The sequence below is a fragment of the Yoonia sp. F2084L genome, assembly GCF_023015625.1.
GTDB lineage: Bacteria > Pseudomonadota > Alphaproteobacteria > Rhodobacterales > Rhodobacteraceae > Yoonia.
Map to the genome: position 1 here is coordinate 516,402 of NZ_JALKAH010000003.1, position 14,793 is coordinate 531,194.

Annotated in this window: 11 protein-coding genes; 2 read left to right on the top strand and 9 right to left on the bottom strand. The window is 59.9% G+C overall.

The genetic code is table 11. The features are described from left to right. Positions 1 to 10: 10 nt before the first annotated feature. Together cobO and cobN are read right to left on the bottom strand one after the other, a co-directional pair. Positions 11 to 619: a cob(I)yrinic acid a,c-diamide adenosyltransferase gene (cobO, locus tag MWU60_RS11270; RefSeq protein WP_247227399.1), complete on the bottom strand. Its 609-nt coding sequence runs from the start codon at positions 617 to 619 to the stop codon at positions 11 to 13. A 34-nt stretch (positions 620 to 653) separates the two neighbouring features. Continuing rightward, positions 654 to 4,355 carry a cobaltochelatase subunit CobN gene (gene cobN / locus MWU60_RS11275; protein ID WP_247227400.1) on the bottom strand — a complete coding sequence of 1,234 codons (3,702 nt, stop codon included), beginning with the start codon at positions 4,353 to 4,355 and terminating at the stop codon, positions 654 to 656. A 47-nt stretch (positions 4,356 to 4,402) separates the two neighbouring features. Between cobN and MWU60_RS11280 the strand changes: the two genes are divergently transcribed. Further along, positions 4,403 to 4,567: a hypothetical protein gene (locus MWU60_RS11280; RefSeq protein WP_247227401.1), complete on the top strand. Its 165-nt coding sequence runs from the start codon at positions 4,403 to 4,405 to the stop codon at positions 4,565 to 4,567. A gap of 2 nt (positions 4,568 to 4,569) precedes the next feature. Here the strand turns inward: MWU60_RS11280 and MWU60_RS11285 are convergent, their stop codons facing one another. Together MWU60_RS11285 and cobW are read right to left on the bottom strand one after the other, a co-directional pair. Next, entirely contained in the window at positions 4,570 to 5,019 is a 450-nt protein-coding gene (locus MWU60_RS11285; RefSeq protein WP_247227402.1) for a GNAT family N-acetyltransferase, read from the bottom strand. Continuing rightward, a complete protein-coding gene (cobW, locus tag MWU60_RS11290; protein WP_247227403.1) occupies positions 5,016 to 6,077 on the bottom strand; it encodes a cobalamin biosynthesis protein CobW in 1,062 nt (353 codons plus the stop codon). The genes MWU60_RS11285 and cobW overlap by 4 nt, the downstream gene beginning before the upstream one ends. Before the next feature lie 306 nt (positions 6,078 to 6,383). Here cobW and smc point away from each other — a divergent pair, with 306 nt between their 5' ends. Next, positions 6,384 to 9,839: a chromosome segregation protein SMC gene (gene smc, locus MWU60_RS11295; RefSeq protein WP_247227404.1), complete on the top strand. Its 3,456-nt coding sequence runs from the start codon at positions 6,384 to 6,386 to the stop codon at positions 9,837 to 9,839. A gap of 138 nt (positions 9,840 to 9,977) precedes the next feature. On the opposite strand, the gene MWU60_RS11300 is transcribed toward smc, so the two are convergent. The 5 genes from MWU60_RS11300 to MWU60_RS11320 all read right to left on the bottom strand — a co-directional run bounded on the left by MWU60_RS11300 (position 9,978) and on the right by MWU60_RS11320 (position 14,619). Further along, a complete protein-coding gene (locus tag MWU60_RS11300; RefSeq protein ID WP_247227405.1) occupies positions 9,978 to 11,138 on the bottom strand; it encodes a membrane dipeptidase in 1,161 nt (386 codons plus the stop codon). A gap of 48 nt (positions 11,139 to 11,186) precedes the next feature. Continuing rightward, the gene (locus MWU60_RS11305; protein WP_247227406.1) at positions 11,187 to 12,353 is read right to left on the bottom strand and encodes a lytic murein transglycosylase; all 1,167 of its coding nucleotides are present in this window, start codon (positions 12,351 to 12,353) and stop codon (positions 11,187 to 11,189) included. 63 nt (positions 12,354 to 12,416) lie between these two features. Next, positions 12,417 to 13,316 (bottom strand): adenosylcobinamide-phosphate synthase CbiB, encoded by a 900-nt coding sequence (gene cbiB, locus MWU60_RS11310; RefSeq protein ID WP_247227407.1) that lies wholly within the window; start codon positions 13,314 to 13,316, stop codon positions 12,417 to 12,419. After that, the gene (locus MWU60_RS11315; RefSeq protein ID WP_247227408.1) at positions 13,313 to 14,248 is read right to left on the bottom strand and encodes a threonine-phosphate decarboxylase; all 936 of its coding nucleotides are present in this window, start codon (positions 14,246 to 14,248) and stop codon (positions 13,313 to 13,315) included. Before MWU60_RS11315 ends, cbiB begins: the two co-directional genes overlap by 4 nt. Continuing rightward, complete coding sequence (locus MWU60_RS11320) at positions 14,245 to 14,619, bottom strand: DUF1636 domain-containing protein (RefSeq protein WP_247227409.1); 375 nt, start codon at positions 14,617 to 14,619, stop codon at positions 14,245 to 14,247. The genes MWU60_RS11315 and MWU60_RS11320 overlap by 4 nt, the downstream gene beginning before the upstream one ends. Positions 14,620 to 14,793 lie beyond the last annotated feature (174 nt).

A 14,793-nucleotide genomic window follows, 5' to 3' on the forward strand; every position in this document is an offset into this window, starting at 1 on the left:
GCTGTGCGCCTTAGAATTCCACCCCGATTTGCGCTTTGATCCCGGAGCGGAACGGGTGTTTGACCAGCTCCATTTCCGTCACGAGGTCAGCCAGTTCGATCAGGTCTTCATGGGCGTTGCGCCCGGTCAGGACCACGTGGGTCATTTCTGGCTTGTGGTCGCGCAAGAAGGCTACGACTTCGGCGGCGCTGACGTAATCATAGCGGATGGCGATGTTGATCTCATCCAGCAGCACCATGTGGTTGGTCTCATCCAGGATCAGTTCCTTGGCCTTGGCCCAGGCCGCCTGTGCCATTTCGGTGTCGCGGGATTTGTCCTGCGTTTCCCAGGTGAACCCTTCACCCATGGTGTGGAACGCGCAGGTGTCGGTGAATTTGGACAGGATCAGGTCGCGCTCGCCGGTGGACATGCCGCCTTTGATGAACTGTACGACGGCGCATTTCATATCATGTGCGATGCAGCGGAAGATCATCCCGAAAGCGGCAGATGATTTGCCTTTGCCTTTGCCCGTATGGACGATGATCAGGCCCTTTTTGTCGGTCTTCGTCGCCATGATCTTGTCGCGGGCGGCCTTTTTCTTGGCCATTTTCATTGCATGGCGGTCGGTATCTTCGGTCATGTTTGCTACCTTCAGTCCGTGGGTTTCACCCACCCTACAATAAACCCGCGATGCGCGCACGGGCGGAGTTGGATTTGGGTTGCCAGAGGTTGCGGTCAATCGCCTCTTGCAAGCGCTGGGCGATTTCCCTCAGCGCGGGGGCATTGGCGTCCGCGATAAAGTCGCGGGTGGCCTCGTCTTTGATAAAGGCCTCTTCGACCAGATCGAAGTGGTGGTTGCGCACCGCCCCTGTGGTCGCCGCAAAGGCGAAGAGGTAATCGACCGTCGCCGCGATCTCGAACGCGCCTTTGTAGCCGTGCCGCTTCACCCCATCGATCCATTTGGGGTTCACGACGCGGGACCGCACCACCCGTCCGATTTCATCGTCTAGTGTCCGAATGACAGGCCGTTCGGGGCGCGAGTGATCGTTGTGGTAGATGGGTCGGTCTTGGCCTTGCAGCGTGCTGATAGCGGCAGCGGCCCCACCTTCGAACTGGTAGTAGTCGTCACTGTCCAGAATATCATGTTCGCGGTTGTCCTGATTTTGCACGACTGCTTCGGCTTGCGAAAGCCGCGCCTCAAAGGCTTTTCGGTCCTTACGGCCCTCAGCGCCTTTGCCGTAAGCATAGCTGCCCCATTCCAGATAGGCTTCGGCGAAGTCCGCTTTGTCTGCCCATATCCGTTCGTCGATCAGTGCTTGCAGACCTGCTCCATAAGCGCCGGGTTTGGAGCCGAAGACGCGGGTGGCGTCTTCGCCTGCTTTCGCGCGTGCCGCTGCGGGGTTCAGATCGGCGGGTTCGTCCATGTCCTGCACTGCGCGCGCAGCACTATCGACCAAGGCGATAAGTTGTGGAAAGGCATCGCGGAAAAAGCCGGAGATGCGGAGTGTGACATCGACGCGGGGTCGTCCCAAGACGGATTGGGGTAGGACTTCGAAACCGGTCACGCGCCGGTTGGCGCTGTCCCACGTGGGTTTGACGCCCATCAAGGCCAGCGCTTGGGCGATGTCATCGCCACCGGTGCGCATATTGGCCGTGCCCCAAGCCGTGACGAGCATGCTGCGTGGCCAATCGCCGTGGTCTTGCAGGTGCTTTTCGATCAGCAGGTTTGCTGATTTCCATCCCAGCGCCCAGGCGGTTGGGGTGGGCACAGCGCGGCTATCGACCGAGTAGAAGTTGCGGCCTGTGGGCAGCACGTCAAGGCGGCCGCGTGTGGGTGCGCCGGATGGGCCGGGTGGGACGAATTTTCCGTTAAGCGCCTTGAATAGGCCCACACCCTCGCGCAGGCCGCACTCCCAGATCGCGGTGGAGATGGTGTCTTCAATCTCTTGCAAAACCTCTCGTGAGGCAGGACCAGGTGCCTCGACCATTTCATCAACAAGACGTTGGGAAAATAGCTCAAGACGTTCGACTGTGTCGCCATTCGTACGCCAAACACCCTGGCCTTCGAGGGTTTCCGGCTTCTTGTCGGCCGGTGCGGACAAGTCACAATCAAGCGGGTCAATGCCACAGCCAAAATCGTCTGCCAGAGCACGCAGCAGCGACGCATTCCGGCCCTTGCCATCTCCGCGTGGTACCCTTGCGATCGCAATTGCAAGGTCACGCGACAGTGACCCTTCGGGTGACTGCCCGAAGATATGCAAGCCATCACGGATTTGGGCTTCTTTGAGTTCGCAGAGGTAGGCGTCGAGTTTGCCCAGATCACTGTCTTGATCACCGGTGAAGCCTGCGTCTTTTGCCAGCCCTGTGACGTCAGACAGCGACAGGATTTCCCCCCGCAGGTGCTCGATCCGGCGCGGATCGACCCCTGCGGCTTCGTAGTATTCGTCGACCAGCGCTTCGAGATCGCGCAGGGGGCCGTAGGTCTCGGCGCGGGTCAGCGGTGGCGTCAGGTGGTCGATGATGACCGCCGATGTGCGCCGCTTGGCTTGGGTGCCTTCGCCGGGGTCGTTGACGATGAAAGGGTAGATGTGTGGGGTGGGGCCGAAGACAGCCTCGGGCCAGCAGGTTTCCGAAAGTGCCACCGCCTTGCCGGGCAGCCATTCGAGGTTGCCGTGTTTGCCCATGTGTACGATCGCGTCTGCGTCCCAGTGATGCCGCAGCCAGAAGTAGAAGGCCAGGTAGTTGTGTGGCGGCACCAAATCGGGCGAGTGGTAGGTGTCGGTCGGGTCGATGTTATAGCCGCGGGCGGGTTGCAGGCCAACGACGGCGTTGCCGAAACGGTGGATGCTGAGGGCGAAACCTGCTTTTGCTGTCTCTGTCGGAGCCTCCGGCGGAGGTATTTTTGAACATGAGAAGAAGGGGTCGTCTTCCGGTGGCCCCCAGCGTGTTTCGATGTCTTTCTTGATGTCCCAAGGCAGGGCATCGAAGTGCTGCTTATAGATACGCAGGGGTAAGAATTCACCGCCGTCCTTGTCTGCCCGGTCTGTCAGCCAATTGGTTGGTCCTGCCATGATTTGTGCCATCAGTGCGGCGCTGTCAGCGGGCGGGGTGACGTTGTGACCTTCCGCTTTCAGAAGGTTCAGGACGTGCACCGTCGCCGCGGGCGTGTCCAATCCTACGCCATTGGCGAGCCGCCCGTCTTTGTTGGGGTAGTTGGCGAGGATGAGTGCTGTCTTCTTCGTGGCGGCTTTGGTTTTTCGTAGGGTGGCCCAGTTTTTGGTTAGTTGCGTGACGAAGTCGATCCGGTCGCCCCGTGCTTGGTAGGTCGCGACGGGGCATTCCGTTGCTTCATCGAAGAATGCTTCGCCTTTGAAGCTGACGGCGCGGGAGAGGATGCGTCCGTCGACCTCGGGCAAAGCGACGTTCATGGCGATGTCGCGGGCAGTGAGGCCGTGGAGGCCATCGGCCCATGTGGATTCCGCGGCACCTGAGAGGATGACTTGGAAAATGGGTGCATTATTGCTCAAAAGTGGGTTTTGAGGGCTGTTGTCTCCGTCATGCGGGCTGCCGACAGCGAAGGCGGTGCAGTTGAGGATGACATCGGGGGGCGCCTCCGCAAAGAGATGGTGCAGTGTGGCGGTGCTGACCGGGTCCTTCAGGCTGGCCACGAAGATGGGCAACGGGTTCAGGCCAGCGCGTGACAGGCTGCGCGTGAGCCGGTTGATGGGGTTCAGCCCGCCGCCTTGGACCAGAGCGCGGTAGAAGATGATAGGGACGATGGGTTGGTCTGCCGTCCAGCTAGATTGGGCCGCTTTGAGGTCTGCGATGCCTGCGCCGGGCCAGTAGACGCCTGCGCGGAGCAGCGGTGCAGGTCCGGTTGGTTTTTCGCCGCCGTCGAGCATCGCCTTGGCGTAGGCCAGCAGGTTTGTACTGTTCTCGGGCCCGCCTTCAACGAGGTAGGACCAAAGTGTGTCGTAGTCTTCACCACTGACGGTTGAGAGTTCGCGCAATTCCGGGTCTGGCTTGTCATCGCCGGGCAGGGCCGCGAAGGGGATGCCTGCCTCGCGCAAGCGCGCGGCATATTGGGTCAGCCCGTATTTCCAATACCCTGCGCCGCCCAAGATGCGCGCGATCACCAGACGGGATTTGGTCGCGCAATCGTCCAAATGCAGATCGACCGACATGGGGTGGGTGAGGTGCATCATGTTCGCTAAACGCAGCGTTGGAGGGTCCGTCATTTCGGATCGCGCGTCTGACAGAGCGGCCAGTTCTGTGTCGGCCGCCGAGATGATGATAAGGTCCGCAGGCGTTTGACCCAAATCAACAGGTTCTGTCCCATCAGAGATCGCGCCGGGGGTGGCCGCTAGCAGGTGCATCCAGCAAACCCTCGTGCTAGGAGACGTATGAACAAAAGGTCACGACCATGGATTACAAAGCTGCAGGAGCACCGAAATTGGGTAAGAAAGCACCGAAACATCAAGAGCATAACGCCCATGGCAGCAGCAAGAAGCCCTTTGGCCAGCGCCCGAGCAAAGAAGAATTGCTCGCGCGGATGAAGGCGGCGGCTGAGGCGAAGAAAGCCCAGTAAGCTCACAGCTGCTTTTCCATGAAAAGCGAGCTCTTGCCGGTTTCATAGTCGCCAAAGACACCGCATTTGATGAACCCGTGCCGGGCATAGAGCCGGTGTGCAGCGTGGAGCAGATTGCCGGTTTCGAGCTTGAGGATGGTGATGCCTTCTTCGCGAGCGGTGTCCTCGATTTGGCGGAGCAGGGCAGCGGCGACGCCCTTGCCCCGCGCGGTCTCGGAGACGAACATCGACTTCACTTCGCCATAATCGGGCTTCACCATCAGGGCGCCAGTGCCCAAGATATCGTCGCCTTCGCGGGCGGTGTAGAAATGAATGTCAGGTGCGACTAGGTCATCCACGTCGAGGTAGAAGTTGTCTTCAGGCGGAAAGAGGCTCTGCATCAGGGCGTGGCTTTGCTTGAGCAAAGCAGTTGCCTTTGGGTGATGCGGGTCTGTCCTTTCGACGATGATCATGCTTGCAGGGCGGCCATGATCGCGGCGTGATCAAGGCCCGCTTCGCCAATGACCACCAGACGGGTTTCGCGGGGCGTGTCACCAAAGGGTTGGTCGAAGTATGTGTCCACGCGTGGTCCGACGGCCTGCAATGTCAGGCGCATGGGCTTGCCTGCAACCGCAACAAAACCCTTGAGGCGCAGGATACCGTGGGCGCGGATAACGTCAGCGACCTGTTCGGCGAATGCGTTGGCATCGGCGATTTCGCCACGGGTGACGATGAAACTTTCGAATTCGTCATGGCCATGCTCGTGTTCGTGATCATGGTGGTGATCGTCTTCATCATCATGGTGGTGATGGTGGATTTCGTGGCGCGCGGCGAGGTCACCTTCGGCGCCGATCCCTTGGCCCAAGAGGACATCCACTGGCAAAGCACCCATGGACGCTTTGATGACCTGGACGCCAGCGCGGGATTCGGACTTCAACCTGCTGGTCAGGGTTTCCGCCTCGGATGCTTCCAACAGATCAATCTTGTTCACCACAATCATATCGGCACAGGCAACCTGATCCTCGAACAGCTCGGAAAGCGGTGTTTCGTGATCAAGGTTCTCATCCTGCGCGCGCTGGGCATCAACAGCGGCCACGTTGTGTGCAAACTGGCCGTCGTGGACGGCGCGGCCATCCACAACGGTCACGACACCATCAACGGTGACTTTGGTCGAAATGCCGGGCCAGTTGAAGGCGCGCACCAGGGGTTGCGGCAAGGCAAGGCCGGAAGTTTCGATCACGATGTGATCGGGTTTTTCGTCGCGCGCCAGTAGCGCCTCCATCGTGGGGATGAAGTCGTCGGCGACGGTGCAACAGATGCAGCCGTTTGACAGCTCCACGATATCGTCTTCGGTGCAGACCTCGTCGCCGCAGCCTTTGAGGATATCGCCGTCCACACCCAGATCGCCGAATTCGTTTATGATCAACGCGATCCGCTTGCCTTTTGCATTTTGCAGCATGTGGCGGATCAGCGTAGTTTTTCCAGCGCCGAGAAAGCCGGTGACGACGGTGGCAGGGATCTTGGCGGGCATGGGGTGCGTCCTATCAGAAAAGCATGTGCGGGATGGTTGTCGCGTCACCTGCGGCAAGTTTCAAGAGCCGAGTGTCGGGTTGCGGCGTTTGTACCTTTGTTGATCCGGATGGGTCTGGTTGGGAATCGACGTTTGTCGCGCGCTCTGCGGCGCGTGATAGGTGATTTCACGGCAATCCTACCGCAAAACCGCAATATCTTGTGGATAACACGGCGGAACATAGCACATGCGGGGTTCAGGGCGTTGACTCGTGGTGCGACAGAGGGTGATGCTTTGCTACCTTGAGGAATCATACGGGCAAAACCCTTGCGCTTTAGCAAACTGCGATTGAACGGCTTTAAAAGCTTCGTGGACCCCACCGATCTGATCATCGCCGATGGTCTGACGGGTGTTGTGGGGCCGAACGGCTGCGGCAAGTCGAACCTGTTGGAAGCCTTGCGCTGGGTGATGGGTGAGAACCGCCCAACCGCGATGCGCGGCGGCGGCATGGAAGATGTGATCTTTGCCGGGGCCGCCACGCGGCCTGCGCGCAATTTCGCGGAAGTGTCCTTGGTCATTGATAACGGTGAACGGCTGGCGCCAGCGGCGTTTAACGACGACGACAACCTAGAGATTATTCGCCGGATTACGCGGGATGCGGGCTCTGCCTATAAGGTGGGTGCAAAGGACGTGCGCGCCCGCGATGTGCAGATGCTGTTCGCGGATGCGTCAACCGGGGCGCATTCGCCTGCGCTGGTTCGGCAAGGTCAGATTTCGGAGTTGATTAACGCCAAACCGAAGTCACGCCGCCGTATCCTGGAAGAAGCAGCGGGTATTTCGGGTCTTTATCAGCGCCGACACGAGGCAGAGTTGAAACTGCGCGGGGCCGAGACGAACCTGACCCGTGTCGACGACGTGATTGAGCAATTGGCCGTCCAGCTGGGGCAGCTGGCCCGCCAAGCCAAGCAGGCGGCACGCTACCGCGAAATCGGTGACAAGTTGCGGCGTGCGGAAGGCATGCTTTTATTCCGTCGCTGGAAAGAGGCGGATGAAGCACTGCTGGCCGCCGCTGATCAATTGCGCGAACGCACAACGACCGCTGCACAAGCCGAGAAAGCAGCACGCGAGGCCGCAAAGGCCCGCACGGTGGCCGAAGAAGCCTTGCCGCCGTTGCGCGAGGAAGAGGCGATTGCGGCGGCAGTCTTGCAGCGGTTGCAGGTCCAGCGCGATACGCTGAAAGACCAGGAACAACGCGCGCTGGATATGATCGAAACGCTGCGTGCGCGTATCGAACAACTGACCCGCGACATTGACCGTGAAAGCGGGTTGAACAAAGACGCGGGCGAAACGATTGAACGGCTTGAATGGGAAGCCCGCGAGATTGAAAAGGCGGGTGGTGGTCATGACGCGCGGCTGGAAGAGGCGCAGGTGGCAGCGCGGGAAGCCGCGGGCGTGCTGCAACAGCGCGAGGCTGATCTGTCACAACTGACCGAAGACGTAGCGCGGCTTGCGGCCCGTCACCAATCTGCGCAACGGCTGTTGGATGACAACCGCACAACGCTTGCCAAAAGCGAAGAAGAGGCCGTGCGCGCCAAAGCGGCCATGGCCGAGGCACAAGCGGCGCTGACCAAAGCCCAGGCGGACTTTTCCGCAGCGGGTGAAGCCGAGAAAGCCGCGGTCGCGGCTGCCGAGGCGGCGGATAAGGCGCTGGTCGATGCCGAAACCGTGCGTGCTGAAACGCAATCGCGCGAAAGCGATGCGCGCGCACTGCGGTCAGAGGCAGAGGGCGAGGCCAACGCATTGCGGGCCGAGGTCGCAGCTTTGGCCAAACTGGTTGAACGGGATACCGCCGAGGGCGGGCAGGTGCTTGATTTGCTGCGCGTTCAGGGTGGCTATGAAAAGGCGCTTGGTGCGGCTTTGGCCGACGACCTGCGCGCGCCCGAAGTGGATGCATCCGCGAAATCTGGTTGGGCTTTGCTGCCCAGCTATGGTTCAGCTCAGACCCTGCCCGAAGGTGTGCTGGCACTGACGAACTACGTGACCGTACCCGAGGTTTTGGCGCGGCGGATGAGCCAGGTTGGTTTGGTCGATGCTGCCGATGGGGCACGATTGCAGGCAGACCTGAAACCCGGCCAGCGCCTTGTGTCGGTCGAAGGTGATCTGTGGCGTTGGGACGGGTTCCGCGCCGGGGCCGAAGATGCGCCATCAGCCGCGGCATTGCGTTTGCAGCAGCTCAACCGTTTGACCGAATTGAAGCGGGATTTGGAAGAAGCCTCTGCCACGGCAATGGGTGCCGCACAGGCGCATGAAACGTTGACCGAGATGCTCAAAAAGCAGACTGAGGCGGATCACGCCGCCCGTCAGGCACGCCGTGATGCGGATCGCGCTGTGGCCGATGCCAATCGTGCTGCCAGCCGGGCCGAAGCCGACCGCAATCTGTCGCAAGGCAAGCTGGAGAGCCTTGGGTTGGCGGTGAAACGTCATGAGGAAGAGGCGCACAATGCGCGCCGGTCACTGACGGAGGCTGAGAAAGCAGCCAAGGATTTGGGCGACCTGGATACCGCACGCGCATCTGTTGAAGATGTTAAAATGACGGTGGAAGCGGCACGAATCACGATGATGTCGCGCCGCTCTGGCCATGACGAAGTGCGCCGCGAAGGTGAGGCACGCCTGAAGCGCAGTCAGGAAATCACCAAGGAAATCAGCGGCTGGAAACACCGGCTTGAGACGGCCAACAAGCGCACGGCGGAACTGGCGGAGCGGAAAGCGGAATCTGAGGCAGCTTTAGCCGAAGCCACGGCAGCGCCCGAAGAAATCGCGGCTAAACGTGCCGAACTGGCCGATGCGATTGATGAAGCAGAGGTGCGCCGCAAGGCGTCTGCTGATAAGCTGGCGGAGGCGGACAGTGTTTTGCGCGAGGCGGGGCATCAGGAGCGCGAAGCGGAGCGCCAAGCCTCTGAAGCACGCGAGGCCCGCGCGCGGTCCGAGGCGCGGTCGGATGCGGCCAAGGAAACGGTCGCCTATGCGGCCGAGCGGATCATGGAAGCGCAGGAGGTGACGCCGGACAAGCTGCTTGAGACGCTGGAAACCGATGTTGACCAGATGCCAGCAGCAGAGGTGATCGAGGGTCAAGTCAACGCGCTGAAACGCCAGCGCGACAGTTTGGGTGCGGTCAACCTGCGCGCCGAAGAAGACGCGAAGGAGGTACAGGTCGAACATGACGGGCTGGTTTCTGAAAAGGCCGATCTTGAAGCCGCGATTGCAGCACTGCGGTCCGGCATTGCCAGCCTGAACAAAGAAGGCCGCGAACGCCTGTTGACCGCTTTCGAGCAGGTGAATGAGAACTTTGGCCTGCTCTTTTCGCATCTCTTTGGTGGAGGTGAGGCCAAGCTGGTTTTGGTCGAATCTGACGATCCGCTGGAAGCCGGGCTTGAGATCATGTGTCAACCGCCGGGCAAGAAACTCAGCACGCTATCGTTGTTGTCAGGGGGTGAGCAGACGCTGACGGCGCTGGCGCTGATCTTTGCGGTATTCCTCGCCAATCCCGCCCCGATCTGTGTGCTCGATGAGGTTGACGCGCCGTTGGATGACGCCAATGTCACCCGTTTTTGCGATCTGCTGGACGAAATGACCCGCCGCACCGAAACGCGGTTCCTGATCATCACCCACCATGCCGTCACGATGAGCCGGATGGATCGGTTGTTTGGTGTGACGATGGGTGAACAGGGCGTGTCGCAACTTGTGTCTGTTGATCTAAAACGTGCGGCGGCGATGGTGGCCTGACAGGTGCCGCGCGTCTGACGACGACGCCCCACCCGCCGGCCCGATTACCCTGCAATGGCAGGTGTCAGAGTCGTTCACAGAGTTTGGGATGCCTTCGGCGGGAGTTTTTAAGGCAAGATGATGATGAGGGGCGCCGTGTTATGGCAGCCGTTCGCGTAACACCCGCACCATGTTTTCACCCATGACTTTGCGGATTTGCGCCTCAGAGATATCAGCATCCAAAAGCGCTTGGGTCAGCGCGCTAAGTTCAGAGACGTCGAAGCCAGTTGTGACTGACCCATCGAAATCCGAACCCAACGAGACATGGTCTTCGCCCAGAAGTGCAATTGCCGCCTTGATCGTTGCGGCGACGCTTGCCGGGGTGTTATCGCAGATAGCCGTTGTCCAATAGCCGATTGCAATAACTCCTCCGCGTGCGGCGATCTCTTGCATCAGGTCATCGGTGAAATTGCGTTTGACCGGGCAGACCCCGTGAATGCCAGTATGGCTGACCACGATGGGCATGTTTGTGATTGCCAGCACATCACGCGCGACCTGAGGTGATGAATGTGCCAAATCAAGGATCAGACCGCGCTTTTCCACCTCCGTCACAACGCTGCGTCCAAAATCAGTTAGCCCGTGATTGCCTTCGCCATGCAGCGATCCGCCAAGCGCGTTGTCAAAGAAATGCTGTAGGGCAATCATACGGTGTCCCGCAGCCTCAATCCTGTCGAGGTTTGCAATATCGCCCTCCAGCGGGTGTGCCCCTTCGATCCCCAAGAGTCCGCCGACAACAGTTTGCCCCGCAGCAGGGTCGGCCAGCAGCGCGTCAAGATCAGCGCGGGTCTTGATGACGCGCAACTGGCCGTCTGAGGCATCGGCGTATCGGTGCAAGCGCTCTGCCTGATAAAGGGCGCGTTCCAGCAGGCTGTTCCAGGTGCGTGGCGGCCAAAGCTGGCCAATAACGAGTGGCGTGATGTTATCGAAGGCGTCAGCAGAGTTGCTGTGGATGTTTTGTCCTGCAGGGCTTTTCGTCACAGCCGTGAACATCTGGATCGCCACGTTGCCTTCGATCAGACGCGGCAGATCAACATGGCCCCGGTCGGCACGATCAAGCAGGCTGCGCTTCCACAATAGTGTGTCGGCGTGCCAGTCGCCGATGATCAATTGATTATGCAGTGCCTGCGCCTGCGCTGAAATGGGGTAGGGATCATGAGGCGTCACCGCGTTGCGTTCGTTTTCAACATAGCCGGGGGCGAAGATTAGAAATGCGATCACCGCAACCACGATGAGCAACAATAACGCTTTCAACACACGCATGAGGGTCCTCCATTGTTTTGAAGATATAGGCCTTGATATGACCCGTTTTTACAGCTGGTTCAGTAGATCCAGCGTTGGCCACGCATCGGCTGGCAAGCCCAGTCTAACCTGTTCGGCCTGCACTGCCGCCCGTGTCATTGCCCCCAAAATCCCGTCAATCCCGCCCACATCATGCCCGCGTCGGGTCAGCTTTTGCTGCAATTGCTGCATCTGCGCGCCGCTGAGCGCGGGCGTCGGGTTGCCCGCGCTATACACAGGTGCCCCGCCCAGCCGTGTTGCGAAGTAGGCGGCTGTGGTGACGTAGACGAAGCTTTTGTTCCAATCAAAATAGACCTCGAAATTGGGATAGGTCAGGAAGGCCGGACCGTTCCGCCCCATTGGCAAAAGCACCGAGGCTTGCAGGTTTGCAGGCCCCAGCGACCCTTGCCGTGCCCGCACGCCGCGCGCGACCCAATCGCGCACGCTGGCCTTGTGATTCAGCCCGGTTTGTGACCAATCAAGGTTGGCAGGGACCACAATCTCCTGCAACCAAGGTTCATTCGCGCGCCAGCCGAGTGAGGATAGCACATTCGCACCTGTCATCAGTGCATCAGCCGAGGACCCTCTCAGATCAACAACCCCGTCACCGTCGCCGTCCATCCCTTGCCGCACGATCTCGCGTGGGAGTTTTTGGAGTTGCCCAATTTCGCCCGCCCATGCGCCGGTGGTTGTGGCAGGGTTCATGCCGCCGCGCCGATAAAGCTCAATCGCGGCAATCAGTTGTGGGCGGAAGAGTTCCGGTCTGCGGCAATCATGCGCAAGGGTCAGAAGCGCGTTACGTGTGTTGAAGCTGCCTTGCACCTGACCATAGTCGGTTTCAAACGCCCAGAACGCTAAAAGCACGCCGCGCGGGATGCCAAAGCGTGCCTCGATTGCGTTGAAGGTATTGTTGTTGCGTTGGCTGTAAACGCGCCCATTATCAATGCGGTTCTGGCTGATCAGCGCGCGTGAAAAGCTGATAAAGTCGCGTTGGAATACCCCTTGGGCGCGGTCTGCGTTGATGACCGATTGATCAATGCGTGCCCCTTGAAAAAACGCGTCAACTGTCTGTGCCGGGATGCCGGCGGCCCGTGCTTCGGCCTTGACCCCTTCGATGAAAGGGCCGACTGGCCCGCCGCAGGTTTGCGCGCTGGCCGCGCTGGCAAAGAATGAAAGGGCGAGGGCTGCTGCGCGCATGTGGCGTCTCCTGCAATAACGTGGCAGGACCGTAACAGGGCCGGGGGGCAGTGCAAGTCTGGTTCAGCGGATCACTGCTATGGCAAGCACAAGCAAAAGCGTCAGGCCCCATGTTTTCCAAAGCACGGTGACCGATCTGTCGATGTCATCTGCATCCAACGCGCGTTTGCCGTCACTGTTCACGAATGGGTATTCTCGGATTTCTCCGTCATAGCTGCGCGGCCCGCTGAGTGCGATGCCAAGCCCATGCGCCATTGCGGCCTCTGGCCAGCCTGCATTGGGCGAGCGGTGCAGTGGTGCCTCGCGCATTATTTTTGCAAAACCTGCGCGGGATGTGACCGCCCAGATCAGCGCAGCGGTCAGCCGCGCGGGGATGAGGTTAAGAAGGTCGTCCAATTTGGCGGCAGCCCAGCCAAACTCTTCATGCTTCTGGGTCCGGTAGCCGATCATACTGTCAGCGGTGTTCGTGATCTTGTAGACCAGCAGTCCCGGCAATCCGGCCATCGCGAACCAGAAAATCGGAGCGATCACCCCGTCGGATAGGTTCTCAGCCGCGCTTTCAATCGCGGACCGGGCGACGGCTGGGGCGTCCATATCTTTGGTATCGCGTCCCACGATCATGGCGACACTGCGCCGCGCGTCCCCCAATGACAGGCGCAGCGCATCGCCGACGGCCTGCACATGATCGACCAGTGATTTTTGTGCCAGAAGAATGGCAAGGAAGATGACGTCAAGCGCATAGCCTGGCACAAGCTGGATCAACCAGCCAAGCGCGGCAGCGGCAACGCAAAGTTCGGCAATGGTCATGAACCCCATCAGCCGCTTGTGGTTGCCTTTGTTGAACTTGGTATCGCACCACCCGATCAATCGCCCCATCAGCACGGCAGGGTGCGGCACGCGCGACCACAGCCAGCGCGGTTCGCCCAGTGCGGCATCCAGCAACATGCCAAGGATCAGGATCAAAACGCCGCTTCCAACTGCGCCCAGCGGTCCGGCGCGGGCAGGCCGAGGCGTAGCCAATCCGGCGCGTAGGGAAAGACCCGCGACCAGACATGCCCTTTGGCCAATTGGTCTTGGGCGGCTTTGGCGTCTTGGACTTTGTAAAGGCGAAACAGATTGGTGCCACCGACAAGTGTGGCCCCGTTTTGCGTGACCAATGCATCCAGTCGCGCCGCGTCCTGTGTCAGCCGTTGCCGCGTGTCATCGGCCCACATCGGATCGGACAAAGCCTCGGCTCCGATGGCAAGTGCCGGGCCAGAGATTTGCCACGGCCCCAAAAAATCTGTCAGCTTGGCGATGATCGCGGGATCGCCGATGGCAAAGCCAAGACGCAGGCCGGCAAGCCCCCAGAATTTGCCAAAGCTTTTGAGCACAACTGTGCCGGGCCGGGCAGCGAGATGGATCAGTGACTGTGCCGGGGCCACATCGCAAAAGCTTTCGTCGATTATGGTGAAGGGGGCATCGACGTCGCCAGCCTGCCAGATATGCCCATCGGGATTGTTGGGATGCACCGCGACCATCGCATGACGCGCGTCATCGCCCAAGCGCCAGCCAGCCGCCGCAAAAGCTGCCCCATGTTCGTTATAGGTTGGGCCGGGGATGCAAACATCGCGGCCGGGCATCACATGCGGCAAGGCTGCAATGATGGCTGATGCGCCCGTAGCGCCGATAATCCCGGCTTCGGCCGGAACATTCCAAAAGCTGCGGGCCAGCGCATAAAGTCGGTCGAATGCGGCTTCATCGGGTAGCGCGGTCCAGGCATCATCGGGCAATGCTGGCATCGGATAAGGAACAGGATTGATCCCCGTTGACAGGTCAAGCCAGCTGTCCCGCGTGCCGCCATAGGCCTTGATCGCGGCATCAAGCCCGCCACCATGATCGCGTTTTCCGCTCATTCGTCTTGTGGCAACGGTGGGTGGCGGGTGACAAAATGGCCCTTCACGGCCTGCGGCCATTCACGGTAGGGCACTTGGCCGGTCTCGGACACGGCGTGCGCCATCGCATAGGCCACAATACCCGAGGCGGCCTCGGTTGTGGGTTCAAATTCGCCCAGCGTGTAATTCAGCTTGCCGTCCCCTTGGATCGCCACATTGCAGGCTTTCTTGCAGCCCATCAGGCACGACACGCGGCGGGTCTTGACCTCTTTCAGGCCGGTTGCTGCAGCTTCGATCAAGGTTGCCAGCGACTCACCATCGGTTTGGGTCATATTGGTGGTCTCCCACCCTTCCTGCTTGCAGGTATCGCAAATCGTTATCCACGTTGTCATCGTTTTCCGCCTGTTATTTCGACACGCTTTCAAGCGGATTCTTGCCGGTTGTACAAGCTTTAGTGAATCACACTGTCTTTTGGGTCAGGTCGCCTTCTGCGTTAACACTTCGTTAATACTTAAGGCGCGACTGTGACAGTACGCGGTTTTCGAGGGTGCGATTTTGCGCCGATC